Origin of the sequence: Bartonella chomelii, assembly GCF_014138465.1 — a bacterium.
Lineage (GTDB): Bacteria > Pseudomonadota > Alphaproteobacteria > Rhizobiales > Rhizobiaceae > Bartonella > Bartonella schoenbuchensis.
Window position 1 is genome coordinate 242991 of record NZ_JACJIR010000002.1, and the last position, 20193, is coordinate 263183.

The window sequence follows — 20193 nt, forward strand, 5'->3', positions numbered from 1 at the left end:
TTTTCAGAGGCAACTCTATAAATTTTGAAATGAGATCAAAAAAAATATAAAAATAAATTTATTTTGCGCTAAAATGAAATTATCATGGAAACAAAAGATCACTTATTTTTAGTTGATGGATCAGGTTACATTTTTCGTGCTTATCACGCTTTACCACCCTTAAAACGCAAAAGGGATGGGCTTCCTGTAGGGGCTGTAGCCGGTTTTTGCAACATGTTATGGAAATTACTTTGTGATGCTCGCAATACGGCTGTTGGTATTGTGCCAACCCATTTTGCTGTTATTTTTGATTATTCGTCTGATACGTTTCGTAAACAAATTTATCCTCAATATAAAGCTAATCGTGCAGCCCCTCCTGAAGATCTTATTCCTCAATTTGCTCTGATACGACAAGCTACAAAAGCTTTTAATTTGCCTTGCATCGAAAAAGAAGGATTTGAAGCAGATGACTTAATTGCGACCTATGCGCAATTGGCAACTCAAGCGGGAGCGAAAACAACGATTATTTCCTCAGATAAAGATTTAATGCAATTGGTAAATACGCATGTATCTTTATATGATGGAATGAAAGATAAACATATCGGTGTTTCTGAAGTCATAGAAAAATGGGGTGTAACGCCTGAAAAAATGATTGATTTGCAAGCTTTAGTTGGAGATTCCACAGATAATATTCCAGGTGTTCCAGGTATTGGTCCAAAAATTGCAGCACAATTATTAAATCAATTTGGTACTCTCGATCTCTTATTGCAACACGCAGAAGAAATCAAACAAGTAAAACGGCGTGAAAATATTCAAGCTTATAAAGAGCAAACAAAGATTTCTCGTGAATTAGTAAAGCTTAAAACAGATGTCCCTATAGACAATAATTTAGATAATTTCATTTTAGAACCACAAGATGGCCCGCGTTTAATTGCTTTTTTAAAAGCTATGGAATTTACAACGTTAACCCGTCGTGTAGCAGAAGCAACAGCATGTGATGCAGAGGTTATTGATGCACTTGATATAGATACTGAGTGGACTCAAACTATTCATGGGCCTGACTTGGATAGTAAGAAAGTTGGTCCATTATTAACTCATGATTTTTGTAAAGATTCACCACAGACTTTAGCACAAAAACGTAAAGATCAAGCTCTTGTACAAAAAAATGTAGGAGATTCTTATAAGACCATCCTTGATGAGGAAATCTTAAGAGAATGGTTATTGGAAGCACAAGAGCAAGGTTATTTTGCTTTTAACATAGAAACAACCTCATTAAACCCTATACAAGCGAAAATTATTGGTTTTTCGTTGGCATTACAGCCAGAAAAAGCAGCTTATATACCACTAGAACACACTGAAGGAGGATGCGACCTTTTAGGAGGTGGGCGTGTAGCCACACAAATTGAAACACAAAAGGTTTTAGCGCTTTTAAAACCAATATTAGAAGATCAAGCTGTATTAAAAATTGGCTATAATATGAAATATAATTGGTTGATTATGAAACAATACGCCATTGTGACGCAACCTTTTGATGACATAATGCTCATATCATATGCTTTAGATGCTGGAACTTCGACTCATGATAGGGATATTTTATCTGAACGATGGCTTAAGCATAAACCAATTGCTTACAAAGATTTAACGCATAACGGAAAGAAAATTACTTCTTTTGCACAAGTGGATTTAAAACAGGCAACCTTTTATGCAGCAGAAGGCGCCGATATAACGCTACGGTTATGGCAAGTTTTAAAGCCACAACTTGTTGCACAAGGCGTGACGAAAATTTATGAACGTCTTGATCGACCACTGATAGAAGTTCTCGCAAAAATGGAAGAACGAGGGATTCTGGTTGATAGGCAAATTCTTTCGCGTCTTTCATGTGAGTTAGCGCAGGCTGCTCTTTCTTTAGAAGAGGAAATTTACCAGTTGGTTGGTGAACGATTTAATATTGCTTCACCAAAACAATTGAGTGATATTCTTTTTGGTAAAATGGGTTTATCTGGGGGTGTTAAAACCAAAAATGGTCAGTGGTCAACCTCTGCACAAATTTTAGAAGAATTAGCCGCTGAAGGTCACACTTTACCACGTAAAATCGTTGATTGGCGCCAACTTACAAAATTAAAATCCACTTATACAGATGCTTTACCTTATTACATTTTGCCTGAGACAGGGCGTGTTCACACTAATTATTCTTTAGCAACGACATCAACAGGGCGGTTATCTTCATCAGAGCCCAATCTGCAAAATATTCCAATACGAACGCCAGAAGGGCGCAAAATTCGAACAGCCTTTATTGCTCCAAAGGGATGTGTACTATTATCAGCCGACTATAGTCAGATTGAATTGCGCATTCTTGCACATATCGCCAATATCACTGCATTGAAAGAAGCGTTTGCACAAGATCAAGATATTCATGCTATAACCGCATCGCAAATATTTGGAGTTGCAGTAGAAGGAATGTCCTCAGATATACGCCGACGTGCAAAGGCGATTAATTTTGGTATTATTTATGGTATTTCAGCTTTTGGATTAGCAAACCAATTAAGTATTTCACGAAATGAGGCAAGTCGCTATATTGATATTTATTTTGAAAGGTTTCCAGGAATTAAAGATTATATGGAAACGACTAAATCATTTGCGCGCCAACATGGTTATGTAAAAACAATTTTTGGACGTCGTATTCATTACCCTGAAATAAAAGCGACTAATTCACAAGTCCGCACTTTCAATGAAAGAGCTGCTATCAACGCACCAATTCAAGGATCAGCTGCAGATATCATTCGCCGTGCTATGATTCAAATGGAAGGTACTTTGAAAAAAGAAAAACTGTCAGCAAAAATGCTACTACAGGTTCACGACGAACTGATTTTTGAAGTACCAGAAACTGAAAGTGAAAAAACAAAAGTCCTTGTTACAAAGGTGATGGAAAATGCTGCAATGCCTGCATTATCTTTGTCTGTCCCTCTTAAAGTAAAAGTCACTGCTGCGCAAAACTGGAATGAGGCACATTAGTTTTTCTCGCTTATTTGATCTTTAAATGTCGTCATTACATTGGCAAGGTTAAGATGAGCTTTAATTGGTAAGTGATCTGATGCAACACGTGCTAGTGGGGAATAATGACTTTCAATTTTTGTTACCAAATGGGGAGGAAAAGCAAAAATTCTATCAAGAGCTAAAAAAGGAAAACGAGAAGGAAAACTCGGTACAGTTCCTCGTGTAATATCAAAATAAGGAAAAAAATGATTTAATGACGATTTTTTCCCTACTCGCCATTCATTAAAATCACCAATAAGTAATGTGGGCATAAAAGAACGTTTTTGCAAAAGTGCAAGAAGCATTTTTACTTGCTGATTGCGAGAATGGCGTAACAAGCCAAAATGAGCTGCGATAATGCGAATAAAACCTGTCTCCATTTCTAATTCTGCCATTATAGCACCTCGTGGTTCAATACCAGGTAGGGAGATTTGTAAAATATCATGTACCTTCCCTTGACGCACAAAAAGAGCATTACCATGCCAACCATGGCCATTGGGTGACATGGTATTCAAAGGCACAGGAATCAAATTTGTTTCAGCTTTTAACAATTTAAGATCAATCAAACCAATGCGTTCACCAAAACGTTTATCTGCCTCTTGGAGTGCGAGAATATCAGCTTGTAATTCTGCAATAACACGTACAATGCGAGTAGGGTTGAAAACTTTATCAACACCTACGCATTTATGAACATTATAAGAAGCAACAACAAGATCATAATCTTTATCATAATTAACAGTATTTGGTCGGTAACCAGAACGATTACGAATAACCCTTAAGAGGGGGTTATGAAGCTTTTGCTGAATAAATGCAGTGGGCCAGCGAAATTTTGGTTTATGAGGCTTCTTTATCATTTTATGTTTGAGTTAGTTGTTCAGTACACGTAAATATAATGCTAAAAGATCAAAAAATACGAACTTATATTAAAAACAAAAAAGCCTTGTTTCTTGTATGAAACAAGGCTTTTCAATAAAACAATAACTGTATAGTTAATTGCGATTTGAACCCAAAAATTGCAACAAGAAAACAAACATATTAATGAAATCAAGATAGAGATTTAACGCACCCATAATAATTTTACGACCACGCGTGTCATCTGCATCACCTTCATAATACATTAATTTGATAGTCTGTGTATTATAAGCCGTTAAACCCGCAAAAACGAGAACACCAATTACTGAAATAGCAAATTGTAAGGCGCTTGATCCCAGAAAAATATTAACGACCATAGCAAGTAGCAGGCCGATCAACCCCATAAATAAGAACGACCCCATCGCTGTAAGATCACGTTTTGTAGTGTAGCCGTAAAGCGAAAGAGAGCCAAAAGCTGCAGAAGTGATAACAAAAGTCTGCACAATACTTTCAGGTGTGTAACGCAAAATAATTGACGACAGTGAAAGGCCAACAAGCGCTGCATAACCAAAAAAGAGACTACGAGCAGCATTGGTACTAAGCGTATTGATTTTAAAACTGAGAAATAATACAGCAACAAGTGGCGAAAACATGATGACATAAGATAAAGGTGACGTATAAAATGTCACTCCAAATGATGTTAAGTAAACGCTACCATTAATTTGTGCAACTGCTTGATTTATATCTGCTGTTGTGGCCAATGATGCAATTATATAAGCAGCAGAAGCTGTAATAAGTAAACCAATGGCCATTGTGTTATAGACGCCCAGCATATAACTGCGCAATCCTTGGTCGATTGATGCATCGGCGTGAGAAACAGACGCCGAACGTAAATTTTTGAAATCAGCCATAATAAAAAGTCCTTTAGCATATGTTCCGTCACGAGTTAGGATTAAAAGGTAAAAATTCCTTTTAATAACGTTATATAAGCTATTATTAAGCTCATATAAACAACCCTAAACGCTGCTGGTAAAATTCCAGCATACGCTTTTTCTATTATGGAGATTTATTTAAAAATTACAAGAGACTTTTATTGAAAGGAAAACTTACAAATTCGTAATGAAAGAGCGCATTTTAACTGGAAATATTTAATTGTTTCAAGGATATTTTAAAAGATTAGGTAATCTATTTTATCAGTAGCTGAAATGAACAATTTTGTTTGAATAAATTTAAAAAAAATTAGCTATATTCAGTAATATTTATTAATGCGTATAATTTCAAAAACTTAGCTAAGCACTTTATTTTTTTATGAATACTAAAGATTTTTCTATTTTGGGTGATTAACAATAATTCATAACTAAAGTACTATCCAGGCCAAATTTTAGTTGTCAGTACTTCAATAGCCAAAAGAGGCACTATTTTTATATCGTCAATTTTATAAAAACAAATCAAAATAATCTAAAACAGTAATAAAATCTGCTTTACTAATATCTCCAATATTGTATCATTTACTTGATGGTAGTAAAGGGCGTTAAAAATAGTCTATGAGATGTTAGATTTTAATCTAAAAGCATTTTTTTCTATTAGCTTAAATCCGTAATATTAATCCAGTGTTAGTTTTTTAACAATACGGCTTATACCATAATTATACATTAAAAATACTGCACAAAGCTGGAAGAAGCTTTAATAATAGCACAACTAAAGAATGAATATTGAATTTTTCCTTTGTAAATTAGGATTACAATTTCACTAAGCTCTGTAAAGAAAAAACAGTAGCAAATAGAGTGTAAATACGTTGTGGGTTAACCTTACCAGTAGATAAAATAAGAGGTTATATTTATAGCAGAAATAACTTCATAAATAATGAAGTAGTATATTATTTCGCGGAAGTATTATTATTGAGACAGCCTTTTTTTCGAAGCAAGAATACGGAATTCATCAATTAACACGGCAATGGATCCAAGTGTTATGAAAGTATCAGCGAGATTGAAAATAGCAAAAGAAAAGATGCCATCAATGTGGAATGATATATAATCAGTAACATAATGGAAACGAACACGATCAATAAGATTTCCGATTGCTCCACCAACAATCAAGACAATACCAAAATGTGTTAAAATTTTATCACGTTCGATATTTTTCCAAAACCATAGAAGGAAAATAATAATGATGAGTGTAAAAGCAATGAGTCCCCAATGGGAAAAAGAAGAAAGAAATGAAAATGCAATACCAGAATTGCGTACGTGGTAAAGCGAAATAAAAGGAAGAAGCGGAATTTTTGTTTCTAAAGGTATGGTCTGTATAACCCAAAATTTTATCGCTTGATCAAGTAAAACTGTAATAAACAAACCAGAAAAAAGGAAGGATAATGATTTGTGTGTCATATTTTGACCTCACATGAGTTCAAGTGTTAAATCGCGGGTTCAAGTGTTAAATAAGGACGGCGAATTTCATAAAGCATAACAGCTGTAGCTATAGCCAAATTAAGTGAATCGGCACGTCCATTTTGCGGAATACGCACCAGTTGATCACAGCAATCAACAAGGACATCTGGTAGACCTTGTTGTTCATTTCCCATTAAAAGTATAATAGGACCTTTTTTAAAATCAGCACTACGATAATCAACAGATGTTTTAAGATGTGTTCCAATGATGATGCCTTTAAAGTGTGTAGACCAATTCAAAAAGGCGCTTTCACTAAAACGGTAGAGTGGTACAGAAAAAATTGATCCCATTGTTGCACGTACTGTTTCGGGTGAAAAAGGATCTGTTGTTTCGCCAATCAACATAACCCCTTTTGCTCCCACTGCATCTGCAGTGCGGATAATGGTACCAAGATTTCCAGGATCACGTACACGATCAAGTGCAATATAGACATCTTGAGTTAGTCCCTTTATCATTTCAATAGGGTGCCACTGTTGTTTGAAAATGCCAACAACTGTTTGCGGATTATCACGCCGGGTAATAGATTCCATAACTTTTTGTGAAGCTTTAATGACAAAACCACCATGAGCTACAGTACGTGCAGCTATATTTTCAATAACAGTGTTACCAACTTTATTTTTAGATAAAATAAGTGTTTGAATTGCCCAGCCAAGGTTTAAAGCATCAATCACCAGTTTAAGTCCTTCTGCCATGAAGACTCCATCTCGATTACGGTTCTTCTTTTGATTGAGTGCTTTAAGGCTTTTAATAATAGGGTTGCTAAGAGAGGTGATTTCTTTAACTTGACCCGTTTTTTGTGTATCCATGTTCAAGCAATCCAACGGCTAAAGAGAGAAGTAGAAAGAGCACGTCCTGCAGTTTCTTCACGCAAAATTAGTTCTCCTGATTCAATTATACCACCAAGATTTATCAATTCATCACGCATTAAAGTATGAAGTGCATAAAAAGAAGCACGAATAGTATAGGCTGTAAGCACGATGGATAATGGTTTATCAGATAAAAGGTTGCGACAATTTTTAATCATTTCTGGTAAATGATCAAATAATTGCCAAACCTCACCATGAGGTCCACGTCCATAAGCAGGAGGATCAAGAAGAATTATATCGTAGGTTTTTTTACGACGTAATTCGCGTTCAACGAATTTTACAGCATCGTCACATATCCAACGAATGGAACGATCTGATAGTCCTGCTTTTTCCTGATTAGCTTTTGCCCAAGTGATGGCTTTTTTAGAAGCATCAACATGGGTAACAGTTGCACCTGCACGTGCACCAATCAAAGAAGCAACACCTGTGTAACCAAAAAGATTGAGCAATTTGATAGGGCGCTTGGCTTGAATAATTTGTTCTTCCATCAAACGCCAATGAGCATCTTGTTCGGGAAAAACGCCTACATGACGAAAAGAAGTAAAACGTCCCCAAAAAGGCAAACCATTCCAAAAAAGAGGCCATGTTTCATCAAGTTGTTTTTTAGGAAAATACCAACGACCAATACCCTCCTCGTCTCGATTACCTTTAAAAATGGCATCAACATCTATCCAATTTTCTTGTGGTAGAGCGGGTTTCCATAGTGCTTGACCTTCTGGTCGGATAATGCGGTAAGAGCCGTAACGTTCTAATTTTCGTCCATTACCAGAGTCAATTAAGGCATAGTCTGCACTGGGACTTGTTTCTAAAATAAGAGGTATTTTTTCTTGCGGGTACACACCATTGAAATGTGTTTGAAAGCATTTTGCAGACATATTTGGTGTCATAGTACTTTCTTTGCAAGAAGGTTTATTATGAAAGACTATTGAATTTCTAGAATAATGTGAAAGTTTGAAATTAATTAAACATTATAAAAAAAGCAAGAATGCCTTTAAGATTCATTGTCAAACACAATAAGGGTGAAATTCATTAAGGCGTCGTTATATTAAGGTTTTTAGCAATCGACGTCTTTAATTTCTCAAGCTCTGCTTTACTTTTTTTAAGAGCTTTTCGATATTGACGTTGTATAAGCCAATGCACTGCGCTACTCAACAAAATACCAAGAGCAAGAAAAATAAAAAGCCAAACAAAAAAGGGAGCTTGATAAGTAAAATTTTCAGAATTAGTTCGAAAAGGATCAAGCGTTAAAGTAACAATTTGACGATTAGCTACAGTAAAAGCAATCAAAAAAATTGTAAGAGGCACTAAAATAATTGCCAGAAGAATACGTTTGGTTGTCATTAGTTTACTCATTTATTCAGTCGATCCCGCAAATCTTTACCTGTCTTGAAAAAAGGAACCCATTTTTTTTCAACGACAACGGTTTCACCTGTTCGTGGATTACGACCATTGCGTGCTGAACGACTTTTAACGGCAAAAGCTCCAAAACCACGAAGTTCAATACGGTCGCCATTAATGAGCGCTGTTGAAATTTCTTCAAAAACAGCATTTACAATATTTTCTACATCACGCTGAAGAAGATGTGGGTTATAACGAGCAATAATTTGTATGAGCTCTGATTTGATCAAAATAGCCTCTCTATTTACGCAAAAAAGATTATATTTTACCAATTATGCATTCCATATGCGCACGTTATGCATATAGATTAATAAAAACAGAATAAAACCAAGAGCAGTCAGATTGCAAGAAGCAAAATTTAAAAATACATATTAAGAGATGCTACAGATTGAAAAAAGTAGAGTATTTGAGAGATAAAACAAATATGACTATGCACAATTACCGTGAAGATTTTTCAATAAAATCACCTTCTGATGATATTTTTAAGAAAGCATATCATCATTCGTGTCGAATTCGTTTATTAAAAATATTTTTACCTCTCGTAGCATTGATTATAGCGTTGGTTTTTTCTTGGTTTATATTTTTTTCTTTTTCTGCTTCCTCTGGTAATGTAGTTTTAAAGAGTGAAGATGATGAGATAGTAAAACTGATAATGGTTAATCCAAGATTAGAAAGCTATACGAGTTCTCACAAGCTTTATTGGCTTGAAGCGCAAGAAGCTTTTCAAGATTCTCTACATTCTGAGGTGGTTGGATTACAAGGTATTACAGCTGAAATACCTTCAGGCAAATTGGGGACAGCTTTTCTCCAGGCACAAAGTGGGACTTATGATCATATTAATAATCATTTGAAATTAGATAAGCCATTTACAGTCAAAACACAGGACAATATGGTCGCACAGTTTATAGCTGCCGATATCAATTTATCTGAAAGCCAATTGAAGACCGATCAATGTGTACATATTAAACGTGCAGGCTTATCTCTTAAAGCAAATACTTTGCAAATTCATGAAAAAGGGCAAAAGATATATTTTCAGGGTGATGTGCATTTAGTGATCGACAAACAATAAATTAAAACCAACACAAATCTTTAAATGATGTTTATGGGAGATAAATCTGTACATAAACAATGGAAAAATTGAGGATAATTTAAGTGCAGCCAAGAACATCATATACAAAACAAATGGGGTTATATTTAGCTTTAATCTTGGGAACATTAGGATTAACAATGATTTTAGGACATGCTGAGGAAGCCCATTTCGGGATTAATTTATCAAATAGTAAAGAGCCCATAGAATTGCATGCAGATTCTTTAGAAATACGCGATAAAGAGGAGGTTGCTGTTTTTAGTGGCAATGTTTCAATTGTTCAAGGTGAGCGACTGATGCAAACATCACAATTAATCGTTTATTATGATAAAACACATAAAGCAGTTGATGAAAATAAGAAAAGCATAGAGTCAACATCGCCTGTTGGTTTTGATGTAACAGGTATTAAGAAAATGGAAGCGTTGGGAAAGGTTTATATTAAAATAGCCACGCAAATTGCTACCGGTGATAAAGGTATTTTTGATGGACAATCAAATAAGATGATCTTGACAGGTAATAAAGTTGTCTTGAAAGATAATAATAATGTTGCGACAGGGTGCAAGTTGACAGTACATATGGAAAGTGGAAGAGCTTTTCTCGAAGGTTGTCAGGCGTTTGAGAAAAAGAATCGTGCTTCAATCATTTTAAAATCAAGTCAAAAATAGCTATTAAGGTTTTATGCTTAAAATCAAAAAAACAAAACAAACAACTAGATATGGTCTTGCAAGTGAAGCTTTAAAACAACCTTTAAAAGGAACTTTAGTTGCGCGTCATTTAGTTAAAGCTTATCGAGGAAGGCAGGTTGTTAAGGATGTTTCTTTTAATGTCTGCACCGGTGAAGCTGTAGGTATTTTAGGCCCTAATGGTGCTGGTAAAACTACTTGTTTTTATATGGTTACAGGTTTAGTTGAAGCCGATGGGGGGACAATTGAAATTAATGGGTTTAATGTCACCCATATGCCGATGTATCAACGTGCGCGTTTGGGTATTGGATATTTACCACAAGAAGCATCTATTTTTCGCGATCTTTCAGTAGAAAATAACATCAAGGCTGTTTTGGAAGTGATCGAAAAAGATCGGTTTAAACGTCGTGAAGAATTGGATGCACTTTTATGTGAATTCAAAATTGATCATTTACGCAAAACACCAGCTATTTCTTTATCTGGGGGTGAACGACGGCGACTTGAAATCGCACGTGCTTTAGCTTCACGCCCCAATTTTATGTTGCTTGATGAGCCATTTGCAGGAATTGACCCTATTGCTATTTCTGATATCCAACGACTCGTTCATCATTTAACTCAACGTGGTATCGGTGTTTTGATAACCGATCATAATGTGCGTGAAACATTAAATCTTGTTGATCGCGCTTATATTATTCATGAAGGACAGGTGTTAATTGATGGTTGTCCGAACGATATTATCAATAATGCTGATGTCCGCAGAATTTATTTGGGCAATCAGTTTTCTCTTTGATTATTTTAATGTGCTATAGAAGATCAAATTAAAATTAAAAGATCATAACTATAAAGGGTAAATGCTGCTTTCTATCAATTGCATCTGATTTGCATCTTTATATACGTCAAACCAATTACAAAATGTACACATAGCTTTTAATAGAGTGGTTGAATGTATTTTATACAGCTTTGTCGTTATCATTAATTGTTTTAAACCATACCGCTAATACTCCAAATAAAAATACCACTTTAGCTCAATATGTATGTGATATTATGGAGCTTATTGTGCGAAAGAGAACAATCTTCCAAAGGTTACAAATTAACTATAACAATTGAAAAGTTAATAAAAATGGTGACAGCTATTGCTAGAGCGGGAATTAAATTTTGATTGACACGGTAGTCTTATTTTTGTTTTCCCAATATTGTTGAAAACAAGCTGAACGTGTTTATCATTAAATTAATAGTGATATTAGAAAGATTAATTCATAGCTGTTATGAAAAAATAGCGTACATAAGATATTGACAGAAATCGACAAAAATTCTTAAAAATTAAGACTATTTTGGGATTTGCAAATAAGTATTCAAACGTAAAAAAAAGGAAATAAGTTATGAATTTGAGAGAATTAATTGCACCAGAAGCAATTATTCCGGTGCTTAAAGCAAATTCGAAAAAACAAGTCCTGAAAATTTTAGCTGAGAAAGCTAATGAGTTAACAGGCCTTGATGAGCGTATGGTTTTTGATGTTATTTTGCAGCGTGAAAAATTGGGATCAACTGGTGTGGGAAATGGCATTGCAATCCCTCATGGGAAATTTCCTAATATTGATCGAAATATCTGTATCTTTGCTCGTCTTGAACATCCAGTTGATTTTGAAACTTTTGATGATGAACCTGTTGATCTTGTTTTTCTACTCTTAGCACCAGAGCATGCTGGCACGGATAATTTGAAAGCTTTGTCACAAATTACGCGCATTTTGCATTACTCTGACGTTATTGACAAATTACGCAATACACATGATGTCGACGCACTTGATACTTTATTGCTTCAACATTTAACATTAAATGCAGCCTGAGAGGCAATATTGGTACATATATATTATGGTAGAAGTAATCGAAGGCTGAATATGACATAATTTATGTTAAAGTAATTAATCTTAAAAAAAGAAAAGATTAATATCCTGCTAGTCTCTAGTGTAAATATTTCAAAATTAGAAGGCACATAATATTTGATAATTTTGCGATATTTATTTTGAATAAGCAAAATAAAGAAAAGGCGTAAAATAGCATCACACATAAATTTAAAAGTTGGCTTTAATTGATAAGGAATGTGATGCTTGAGCTTTAAGCACACTATAGTGAGTGAACATAAAGTGCTCGTATTTGTGTATAGGCAAAGAATTGATCAATATAGAGACAAAACTGCTCTTGTATTTTTATGCGTGTAGATCCAATTTTTGATATCGATTAATGATAACAACAAGATTTTAAAATTCAGAATTTCCCACAAAAATATGTTTTTTCAAAGTTGTGTAATAATTCATTTGTATACAGTATGATTCTTACAATTTGTTGCTTAACGATTTGACAATGTATTCATTTTTTGTTCTATTTTGTAATCAAATTATCAAACAGAGTAAGGTATATTTTTATTTTTAAACGGCAGAAATATACTTGTTTACGAAAACATAAGTTCTTTATGCAAAGATAAATTTGACGAAATGAAATCAGAGTCTTGTCTTTTTATCTGGTTATAAATAAAAAAATTTATATTCCATAAAAGCCAAAAGGTTACACTAGAATGAAAGGCTTATTTTAATTGGGAGCCTTATTTTATTGTTAAATAATTAACAACAATAATGCTAAATTTAGCCAGCCTTTGTTGGGCTTTATTAATAAAAGAATTTTGTTAAAGAGAATAAAGAAGTGAGCTAAATGAAGATGTTAAAAAAGACTTTTATCACTACGTCTATTATGATTCTAGCTACTGCTGGGATAACATGGGCACAAACGCCAAACCGCTTAAATCAATTTGAAGCTTGGGGGGCTTATTCTTATAAATCATCAGAAAATACAGTTTGTTATGTGTTGTCAGTACCTTTAAGTGCGCTTCCAACAACTGTTAATCATGGTGATAATTTCTTTTTAGTTACTAAACGTTCTGATTCACCTATTACATTCGAACCGCAATTTATGGCTGGTTATACACTTAAAGAAGGGTCAAAAGTTACTGTAACCGTTGGAGATAAAGATTTTGACTTTTTTACAAAGGATTCATCAGCTTGGTTAGCATCATCGGAGATGGAAAAACAGCTTGTTTCTGCTATGCGTTCGGGTAAAGATATGGTGGTAAAAGCGACCTCAAAACGGGGAACGCATACTACTTACACTTATTCCTTAAAAGGGGTGACGGCTGCGTTAAATATGGCACAAAAATGTCATTAAAGCGCTTATAATTTTAAAAATAGCTATATAAACTGGAAATCAATAGCTATTTTATATGATTTTTCAATCAGGTGGTGCATGTCAAGTGCTCAAAGTAGATGATATTGAGATAAAGGAGAGGCCTAAACTATCCTTAATTGGCTTGTCGCATGATGAAATGGTGCAAGCTTTAGAGGAAATTGGTGTACCAAAACATCAAACGCGTATGCGCGTACGTCAACTTTGGCATTGGCTTTATGTGCGTGGTGTTTCACATTTTGATGAAATGTTAAATATTGCTAAGCCAATGCGCAGAATGCTTCAAGATCATTTTTCTATTGCGCGTCCGGAAATTGTTGAAGAACAAACATCAAACGATGGTACATGTAAATGGCTTTTGCGTTTCCCAGCGCGTGGTGCTGGAAAGCCTGTTGAAATTGAGACAGTTTATATTCCTGAAGAAGGGCGGGGTACTTTATGTATTTCATCTCAAGTAGGGTGTACATTAACCTGTTCTTTTTGTCATACAGGAACACAGACACTTGTTCGTAATTTGACAGCTGAAGAAATTTTGGCGCAATTATTAGTTGCACGTGATCGTTTGGGTGATTTTCCTGAGAAAAATACACCTGATGGTGCAGCTGTTTCAATCGAAGGGCGCAAAGTCACCAATATTGTTATGATGGGTATGGGTGAACCGCTTTATAATTTTGAAGCGGTCAAAAAAGCTTTATTGATTGCATCTGATGGTGATGGACTTTCTTTATCGAAACGGCGAATCACACTTTCAACAAGTGGAGTAGTTCCTGAAATTATACGAGCCGGAAAAGAAATTGGAGTTATGTTAGCAATCTCCCTTCATGCTGTACATGATGCATTACGAGATATATTGGTACCAATCAATAAAAAATATCCACTTGCTCTGTTAATGGACGCTTGTCGTAATTATCCTGGTCTTTCTAATGCAAAACGAATTACATTTGAATATGTTATGCTGAAAGACGTGAATGATAGTTTGGATGATGCTAAACAATTAGTACAATTGCTTAAAGGTATTCCTGCTAAGATCAATTTAATTCCTTTTAATTCATGGCCGGGAAGTCATTATCAATGTTCTGATTGGGAACAAATTGAACGCTTTGCTGATGTCATTAATCAAGCAGGTTATGCTTCACCCATTCGGATGCCGCGTGGTCGTGATATTTTAGCTGCCTGTGGACAGCTAAAATCAGCTTCAGAACGCTTGCGTAAATCTGAGCGATTGCACTGCGAAAATACAACTGGGGATGAATAAGCTTAATTTAGTGCGCTTTGATGATAAGTAGGCGTAAAGCAAAAATAATGAAGATAGCGGCAATAAGCCAATTGAGCATGCGAATGTAAAAAGGGTTTTCCTTTAAACTCGTGGAAAATTTGTTGGCCATAAGAACCAATAAAATTGTAATGGGTAAAGATATAGGAATATAGGAAAGCCCCAAAATAAACAATTTTTGTTTGACCATGGGGTCATTCACGTCGATAAATTGAGGTAAGAAAGTCATATTAAAAAGAATAACTTTGGGATTTAAAAGATTAATTCCAACTCCTGCAAGATAATTACGTTTGAGACTTTGATGTTTTGGTGGAGATGTTTGTTGTAGGGAAAATGTTGAGTTTTTTAACAATGTTTGAAAAGCAAGCCATAGAAGAAAGAAAGCACCAACAATTTTCAGAAGAAAAAAAGCCCTCGGTGAGGTGACAATAAGTGCTGATAAACCAATAGCTACAGCAGTAACTTGAATGGCAAAACCTGTTGCACTACCAAAGGCACACATAATCCCAGCTTTTTTATTTTGTGCAATAGTCCGTCCCACTGAAAGCATCATATCAGGTCCTGGGATAAGCGCTAAAATCAAAGATGTTAGAGCGAATTGTACAAAAATGGGCCATTCAGGGAAAAATGACATTTAAACTTCCTTTATATAAAGAGATTGCTATACCTTCTTAAACTTTTCACATACACATTTTTTTTAAGCTTTTTCATTCTTTTTTGCATCCTTTTAATATTGTTTAAAGGGAATTTGTTTTGATTGTTTGCGTGGGGTTGATTTCTGAATAAAAGAAAAGAAGGAAAATGGTGTAGAGCTTTAAAATGAAAAAATGGCAAGATATTAAGAAAGTTGTCTTATTATTCAGGGGGATTAGATACATTAATCATTCTTAAATGGTTACAAGGCGAACTCGGTGTTAAAGTTGTAACTTTTACAGCTTGATTTAGGGTAAGGGGAAGAATTAAAGCCTGCACGTTTAAAACCAAAATGCTTGGTATTAAGGAAATCTATATTGAAGATTTATGTGAAGAATTTGTACGTGATTTTGTGTTTCCAATATTTCGAACAAATGCAGTTTATGAAGGGGTTTATCTTTTAGGGATATCAATTGCTCGCTCACTTATTTCAAAACATCTTATTGAAATTACTAAAGAAACAGGTGCAGATGCAATTGCTCATGGCGCAACAGGAAAAAGGAATGATCAAGTACGTTTTGAACTTTTTGCCTATGCTCTTGGCCCCAATATTAAAGTTAAAGATGTTGCTGGCTTTATTAAATTAAATGCTTTACGCTTACGCACATTAGCAATGCGTTCATCAAAATTATGAAAATAATAAAAAACTACGTCAATATTTTTTCTGGAAAAATAACTTTTAGACAAAATATTTAACAAAGTTTTTTATTACTCATTTTCACCAACAACAGGTACGTTATTTGTCTATGTTGTCTTCAATATGAGAGGATTTGTTTTCTTTTGGAGTAAGTGTAGTAGGGTAAAGTTTAAAATGACAACACTTAAAAAAGCCAATTAAAGTATAAAAGCAAGGTTATTGTAAAATAATAAAATGAGATAAAAGAATTTTGCTACTTTTAACTTTGCTATTATTGACGAATAAATTCAATGACCATACACCATGGTATTAAACAGTTTAATTTAAGGATAAAAATTATAAATGCGTGATCAATGTGCTGCCCTTAGTCTTACACCCGAATTAATTGATGCAGCTGCCCAGTCGAAAGCTTGGCCGTTTGAAGAAGCACGCAAAATTATCAAGCGTTATGAAAAAACAGGTTATCCAGAGAGCGTTTTATTTGAAACAGGTTATGGGCCTTCTGGTTTGCCGCATATTGGTACCTTTGGAGAAGTAGCCCGCACGACCATGGTACGTCATGCGTTTCACATTTTAACTGAGAACCAAGTTAAAACAAAACTTTTGTGTTTTTCTGATGATATGGATGGTTTGCGCAAAGTTCCTGATAATGTACCTAACCGTGAAAAGATGGAGCGTTATCTTGGTCAGCCACTTAGTCGTGTGCCAGATCCTTTTGGGGATGTTTATCCTTCTTTTGGAGCAGCTAACAACGCGCGTTTGTGCACTTTTCTTGATCATTTTGGTTTTGATTATGAATTTGTCAGTTCTACCGATTATTATAACTCTGGTCGTTTTGATGAAGCACTTTTAAAAATACTTGCTTGTTATGACCAGGTTATGGACATTATTCTACCAACATTGGGTGAAGAGCGGCGGGCAACATATTCACTCTTTTTACCTATCTCTCCTGTTTCTGGAAAAGTCTTACAAGTACCAATGATTGATCGTAATGTTGAGAAAGGCACTGTCACTTATATAGAACCTGAAACAGGTGAAACAATTGAAACAGAAATCACACGTGGAAAGGTTAAATGCCAGTGGAAGGTGGATTGGGCAATGCGCTGGAAAGCGCTTGGGGTTGATTATGAAATGGCAGGAAAAGATCTTATCGATTCTGTCACTCTTTCTTCTAAAATTTGCAAAGTACTTGGTAGTAATCCGCCTGAAGGGTTCAATTATGAGCTTTTTTTAGATGATAAAGGACAAAAAATTTCCAAATCTAAAGGGAATGGTTTGACTATTGATGAATGGTTGACCTATGCACCAACAGAAAGCTTAGCACTTTATATGTTTTTAAAGCCTAAAACGGCAAAACGACTTTATTTTGATGTTATTCCAAAAGCTGTTGATGAATATTATGCACATCTTTCAGCTTATAATCGCCAGTTATGGAAAGAACGGTTAAATAACCCCGTATGGCATATCCATAATGGTTGCCCTCCACAGATTAGTTTGCCTGTATCTTTTGCTATGTTATTGAATTTAGTAAGTGCTTCAAATGCTGAAAATAAAGAAGTGCTTTGGGGATTTATTTCTCGCTATGCTAAAGGAGCAAATCCACAAACATACCCAATGCTTGACCAGTTAGTGGAATTTGCCATTAAATATTTTGGTATTTTTGTAAAACCAAACAAGAAATTTCGCATACCTGATGAAGATGAACGTTTAACATTGGCTAAAATTGATGAAAAATTAGCCAGCCTTCCAGAAACTGTTGATGAAAATACAATTCAAAGTGCGCTTCTTGATGTTGCACGTTTAACCGAGCGTTATCAAGATCATAACAAAAAAAGTCCTGAAGGGGGCCCTGGTGTTTCGAATGTTTTTTTTCAAATGCTCTATGAAGTCCTTTTAGGGCAAGAACGGGGACCAAGGTTTGGATCGTTTATTGCACTTTATGGAATTGATAAAATGCGTGCGCTCATTGCTGACGTGCTTTCACGATTTTAAGGGGGAAATAATGGAAAATAGAGCGCAAGAGGTAAAGCGGCGGCGTACATTTGCGATTATTGCTCACCCTGATGCAGGAAAGACGACGTTAACAGAAAAATTGTTACTGTTTGGTGGAGCTATTCAACTTGCTGGTGAGGTGAGAGCAAAAAAAGACCGTATTCAAACTCGTTCTGATTGGATGAAAATTGAACGTGACCGCGGTATTTCGGTTGTAACATCTGTGATGACATTTGAATATGAGGGGCATATTTTTAATTTATTAGATACTCCAGGCCATGCTGATTTTGCCGATGATACATATCGCACTCTCACGGCGGTTGATAGTGCTATCATGGTATTGGATGGTGCACGCGGAATTGAGCCTAGGACATTAAAGCTATTTGAAGTTTGCCGAATGAGGGACATTCCTATTGTTACTTTTGTTAACAAAATGGATCGTGAGGCGCGTGACCCCCTAGAAATTTTAGATGAAATTGAAGAAAAACTTGCTCTTGATACTGCTCCAATCACGTGGCCTGTAGGTATAGGTAAAGATTTTAAAGGTACTTTTGATCTTCATCATAATTATTTTCGTCAACATGATGATGAAGTAACTCCACAAGTAGTTTCTGGGCCTGTTGAGGTTTCTAATTTACTTCCTGAAAATCAACGTGCATCTTTTGTTGAAGGCGTAGAATTTGCCCGTGATGCATGCAAAAATTTTGATTTTCAAGCTTTCTGTGAAGGTCATATGACACCTGTTTATTTTGGTTCAGCTTTACGTAATTTTGGTGTTCGTGATTTGATAAATGCGTTAGTTGATTTTGGTCCAAGTCCTCGTGATCAGGTGGCTGATCAGCGCACCGTAATGGCTGTAGAATCCAAGATGACAGGGTTCGTTTTTAAAATTCAAGCCAATATGGACCCTAATCATCGTGATCGGATTGCGTTTTTACGGGTATGTTCGGGGACGCTTAAGCGTGGTATGAAGGCAAAATTAGTTCGGACGGGAAAACCAATGACACTTTCGACACCGCAATTTTTCTTTGCTCGTTCACGCCAAATTGCTGATCAAGCCTATGCTGGTGATGTAGTCGGGATTCCTAATCATGGAACTTTGCGAATTGGTGATACTTTGACTGAAGGGGAGGATATTCTCTTTAAAGGTTTACCAAATTTTGCACCAGAAATTTTGCGTCGCGTATGTTTGAACGATCCCATGAAAGCAAAAAAGCTTAAAGAAGCTTTGCGGCAAATGGCTGAAGAGGGAGTTGTTCAACTCTTTATTCCTGACGATGGATCACCTGCTCTTATTGGTGTTATTGGTGCTTTGCAAATTGATGTTTTAATAGAAAGACTGAAAGTGGAGTATTCTTTACCCGTAAGCTTTGAACCAGCGCGTTTTAATATTTGTCGTTGGATTTTTACAGACAATAAAGATGAACTTCAAAATTTTATCACAAACCACCGCTCTGCTATTGCTCATGATTTGGATGGTGATCCGGTTTTTTTAGCAGAAAATCATTTTTCATTAAATTATGAAGCAGAACGAGCCCCAAAAATAAAATTTTCACCTTTTAAGGATTATCAAATCCGTTCTAAATAATAATTTGTTTTAGCAAAGAAAATCGTTTTAAGAAGGTAAAGAACTCTTTAGAACTTCTCTCTTTATATAAAAGTTTATTATAAGAAGATTTAACCAAGCCCCTCTTTAATCCATTCGCAGAGGCGTCCTTTAGAAACGGCGCCAACCATATGAGATGAGATATTTCCATTTTTAAACATCAAAAGAGTGGGGATCGAGCGCACTCCATATTGTGTAGCCAGTTCTGGATTTTCATCAATATTGACTTTGGCAATTTTCACCTGGTCTTGCATTTCTATTGAAATTTCATCAAGGATTGGTGCAATCATTTTGCAAGGGCCACACCACTCTGCCCAAAAATCAACTACAACAGGGGTGGAAGAGGTAAGAACTTCGTTTTCGAAATTGCTATTATCAGTTTTTATACATGTCATTGATTGAGCCTTTATATATTCTTT

The 20193-nt window shown here is 35.3% G+C and carries 17 protein-coding genes and 2 pseudogenes; 10 read left to right on the forward strand and 9 right to left on the reverse strand.

Annotated elements, in window-relative coordinates; all coding sequences use genetic code 11:
• Positions 1 to 84: 84 nt before the first annotated feature.
• On the forward strand, positions 85 to 2991 hold the full coding sequence (gene polA / locus GGR10_RS03480; protein ID WP_182479940.1) for a DNA polymerase I: 2907 nt from the start codon (positions 85 to 87) through the stop codon (positions 2989 to 2991).
• Here the strand turns inward: polA and GGR10_RS03485 are convergent.
• The 7 genes from GGR10_RS03485 to ihfB form a co-directional block, all read right to left on the reverse strand.
• Positions 2988 to 3866 carry an endonuclease/exonuclease/phosphatase family protein gene (locus tag GGR10_RS03485; RefSeq protein WP_182479941.1) on the reverse strand — a complete coding sequence of 293 codons (879 nt, stop codon included), beginning with the start codon at positions 3864 to 3866 and terminating at the stop codon, positions 2988 to 2990. The two genes, polA and GGR10_RS03485, sit on opposite strands and share 4 nt — an antisense overlap.
• Positions 3867 to 4001: 135 nt before the next feature.
• Positions 4002 to 4775, reverse strand: a complete 774-nt coding sequence (locus GGR10_RS03490; protein ID WP_182479942.1) for a Bax inhibitor-1/YccA family protein — start codon at positions 4773 to 4775, stop codon at positions 4002 to 4004.
• A 984-nt stretch (positions 4776 to 5759) separates the two neighbouring features.
• A complete protein-coding gene (lspA, locus tag GGR10_RS03495; RefSeq protein WP_182479943.1) occupies positions 5760 to 6248 on the reverse strand; it encodes a signal peptidase II in 489 nt (162 codons plus the stop codon).
• Positions 6249 to 6274: 26 nt separating this feature from the next.
• Positions 6275 to 7114, reverse strand: coding sequence for a TrmH family RNA methyltransferase (locus tag GGR10_RS03500; protein ID WP_182479944.1), 840 nt, complete (start codon positions 7112 to 7114; stop codon positions 6275 to 6277).
• A gap of 2 nt (positions 7115 to 7116) precedes the next feature.
• Positions 7117 to 8049 (reverse strand): class I SAM-dependent methyltransferase, encoded by a 933-nt coding sequence (locus GGR10_RS03505; protein ID WP_182480084.1) that lies wholly within the window; start codon positions 8047 to 8049, stop codon positions 7117 to 7119.
• A gap of 154 nt (positions 8050 to 8203) precedes the next feature.
• Positions 8204 to 8515 (reverse strand): LapA family protein, encoded by a 312-nt coding sequence (locus tag GGR10_RS03510; protein WP_182479945.1) that lies wholly within the window; start codon positions 8513 to 8515, stop codon positions 8204 to 8206.
• Between the two features lie 8 nt (positions 8516 to 8523).
• Positions 8524 to 8802 carry an integration host factor subunit beta gene (gene ihfB / locus GGR10_RS03515; protein WP_010703183.1) on the reverse strand — a complete coding sequence of 93 codons (279 nt, stop codon included), beginning with the start codon at positions 8800 to 8802 and terminating at the stop codon, positions 8524 to 8526.
• Between the two features lie 194 nt (positions 8803 to 8996).
• Between ihfB and lptC the strand changes: the two genes are divergently transcribed.
• From lptC to rlmN, 6 genes and pseudogenes are all read left to right on the forward strand, one after another.
• Positions 8997 to 9641 (forward strand): LPS export ABC transporter periplasmic protein LptC, encoded by a 645-nt coding sequence (gene lptC, locus GGR10_RS03520; RefSeq protein WP_182479946.1) that lies wholly within the window; start codon positions 8997 to 8999, stop codon positions 9639 to 9641.
• 83 nt (positions 9642 to 9724) lie between these two features.
• Complete coding sequence (locus tag GGR10_RS03525; RefSeq protein ID WP_182479947.1) at positions 9725 to 10324, forward strand: LptA/OstA family protein; 600 nt, start codon at positions 9725 to 9727, stop codon at positions 10322 to 10324.
• 82 nt (positions 10325 to 10406) lie between these two features.
• A pseudogene (lptB, locus tag GGR10_RS03530) lies at positions 10407 to 11132 on the forward strand (LPS export ABC transporter ATP-binding protein); the annotation flags it as partial.
• A 589-nt stretch (positions 11133 to 11721) separates the two neighbouring features.
• Complete coding sequence (gene ptsN / locus GGR10_RS03535) at positions 11722 to 12186, forward strand: PTS IIA-like nitrogen regulatory protein PtsN (RefSeq protein ID WP_182479949.1); 465 nt, start codon at positions 11722 to 11724, stop codon at positions 12184 to 12186.
• Between the two features lie 865 nt (positions 12187 to 13051).
• Positions 13052 to 13555 (forward strand): invasion associated locus B family protein, encoded by a 504-nt coding sequence (locus tag GGR10_RS03540; RefSeq protein ID WP_182480085.1) that lies wholly within the window; start codon positions 13052 to 13054, stop codon positions 13553 to 13555.
• A gap of 55 nt (positions 13556 to 13610) precedes the next feature.
• Complete coding sequence (gene rlmN, locus GGR10_RS03545; RefSeq protein ID WP_182479950.1) at positions 13611 to 14828, forward strand: dual-specificity RNA methyltransferase RlmN; 1218 nt, start codon at positions 13611 to 13613, stop codon at positions 14826 to 14828.
• A gap of 7 nt (positions 14829 to 14835) precedes the next feature.
• Here rlmN and GGR10_RS03550 read toward each other — a convergent pair whose 3' ends face one another.
• Positions 14836 to 15480, reverse strand: coding sequence for a LysE family translocator (locus GGR10_RS03550; protein ID WP_182479951.1), 645 nt, complete (start codon positions 15478 to 15480; stop codon positions 14836 to 14838).
• A 185-nt stretch (positions 15481 to 15665) separates the two neighbouring features.
• Between GGR10_RS03550 and GGR10_RS03555 the strand changes: the two are divergent.
• From GGR10_RS03555 to GGR10_RS03565, 3 genes and pseudogenes are all read left to right on the forward strand, one after another.
• Positions 15666 to 16098, forward strand: a pseudogene (locus tag GGR10_RS03555) (argininosuccinate synthase domain-containing protein); the annotation flags it as partial.
• Positions 16099 to 16518: 420 nt separating this feature from the next.
• Positions 16519 to 18168, forward strand: a complete 1650-nt coding sequence (locus tag GGR10_RS03560) for a lysine--tRNA ligase (RefSeq protein ID WP_182479952.1) — start codon at positions 16519 to 16521, stop codon at positions 18166 to 18168.
• Positions 18169 to 18178: 10 nt separating this feature from the next.
• Complete coding sequence (locus GGR10_RS03565) at positions 18179 to 19756, forward strand: peptide chain release factor 3 (RefSeq protein ID WP_182479953.1); 1578 nt, start codon at positions 18179 to 18181, stop codon at positions 19754 to 19756.
• 89 nt (positions 19757 to 19845) lie between these two features.
• Here the strand turns inward: GGR10_RS03565 and trxA are convergent, their stop codons facing one another.
• Entirely contained in the window at positions 19846 to 20169 is a 324-nt protein-coding gene (gene trxA / locus GGR10_RS03570) for a thioredoxin (protein WP_182479954.1), read from the reverse strand.
• Between the last annotated feature and the right edge of the window lie 24 nt (positions 20170 to 20193).

Bases quoted from the DNA above. Each gene is read 5' to 3' on its own strand.
- GGR10_RS03550 (WP_182479951.1), bottom strand. From the start codon at position 15,480: ATGTCATTTTTCCCTGAATGGCCCATTTTTGTACAATTCGCTCTAACA.
- rlmN (WP_182479950.1), top strand. From the start codon at position 13,611: ATGATTTTTCAATCAGGTGGTGCATGTCAAGTGCTCAAAGTAGATGAT.
- lspA (WP_182479943.1), bottom strand. From the start codon at position 6,248: ATGACACACAAATCATTATCCTTCCTTTTTTCTGGTTTGTTTATTACA.
- trxA (WP_182479954.1), bottom strand. From the start codon at position 20,169: ATGACATGTATAAAAACTGATAATAGCAATTTCGAAAACGAAGTTCTT.
- GGR10_RS03565 (WP_182479953.1), top strand. From the start codon at position 18,179: ATGGAAAATAGAGCGCAAGAGGTAAAGCGGCGGCGTACATTTGCGATT.
- polA (WP_182479940.1), top strand. From the start codon at position 85: ATGGAAACAAAAGATCACTTATTTTTAGTTGATGGATCAGGTTACATT.
- GGR10_RS03510 (WP_182479945.1), bottom strand. From the start codon at position 8,515: ATGACAACCAAACGTATTCTTCTGGCAATTATTTTAGTGCCTCTTACA.
- GGR10_RS03500 (WP_182479944.1), bottom strand. From the start codon at position 7,114: ATGGATACACAAAAAACGGGTCAAGTTAAAGAAATCACCTCTCTTAGC.
- GGR10_RS03505 (WP_182480084.1), bottom strand. From the start codon at position 8,049: ATGTCTGCAAAATGCTTTCAAACACATTTCAATGGTGTGTACCCGCAA.
- GGR10_RS03485 (WP_182479941.1), bottom strand. From the start codon at position 3,866: ATGATAAAGAAGCCTCATAAACCAAAATTTCGCTGGCCCACTGCATTT.
- lptC (WP_182479946.1), top strand. From the start codon at position 8,997: ATGACTATGCACAATTACCGTGAAGATTTTTCAATAAAATCACCTTCT.
- GGR10_RS03540 (WP_182480085.1), top strand. From the start codon at position 13,052: ATGTTAAAAAAGACTTTTATCACTACGTCTATTATGATTCTAGCTACT.
- ptsN (WP_182479949.1), top strand. From the start codon at position 11,722: ATGAATTTGAGAGAATTAATTGCACCAGAAGCAATTATTCCGGTGCTT.
- GGR10_RS03560 (WP_182479952.1), top strand. From the start codon at position 16,519: ATGCGTGATCAATGTGCTGCCCTTAGTCTTACACCCGAATTAATTGAT.
- GGR10_RS03490 (WP_182479942.1), bottom strand. From the start codon at position 4,775: ATGGCTGATTTCAAAAATTTACGTTCGGCGTCTGTTTCTCACGCCGAT.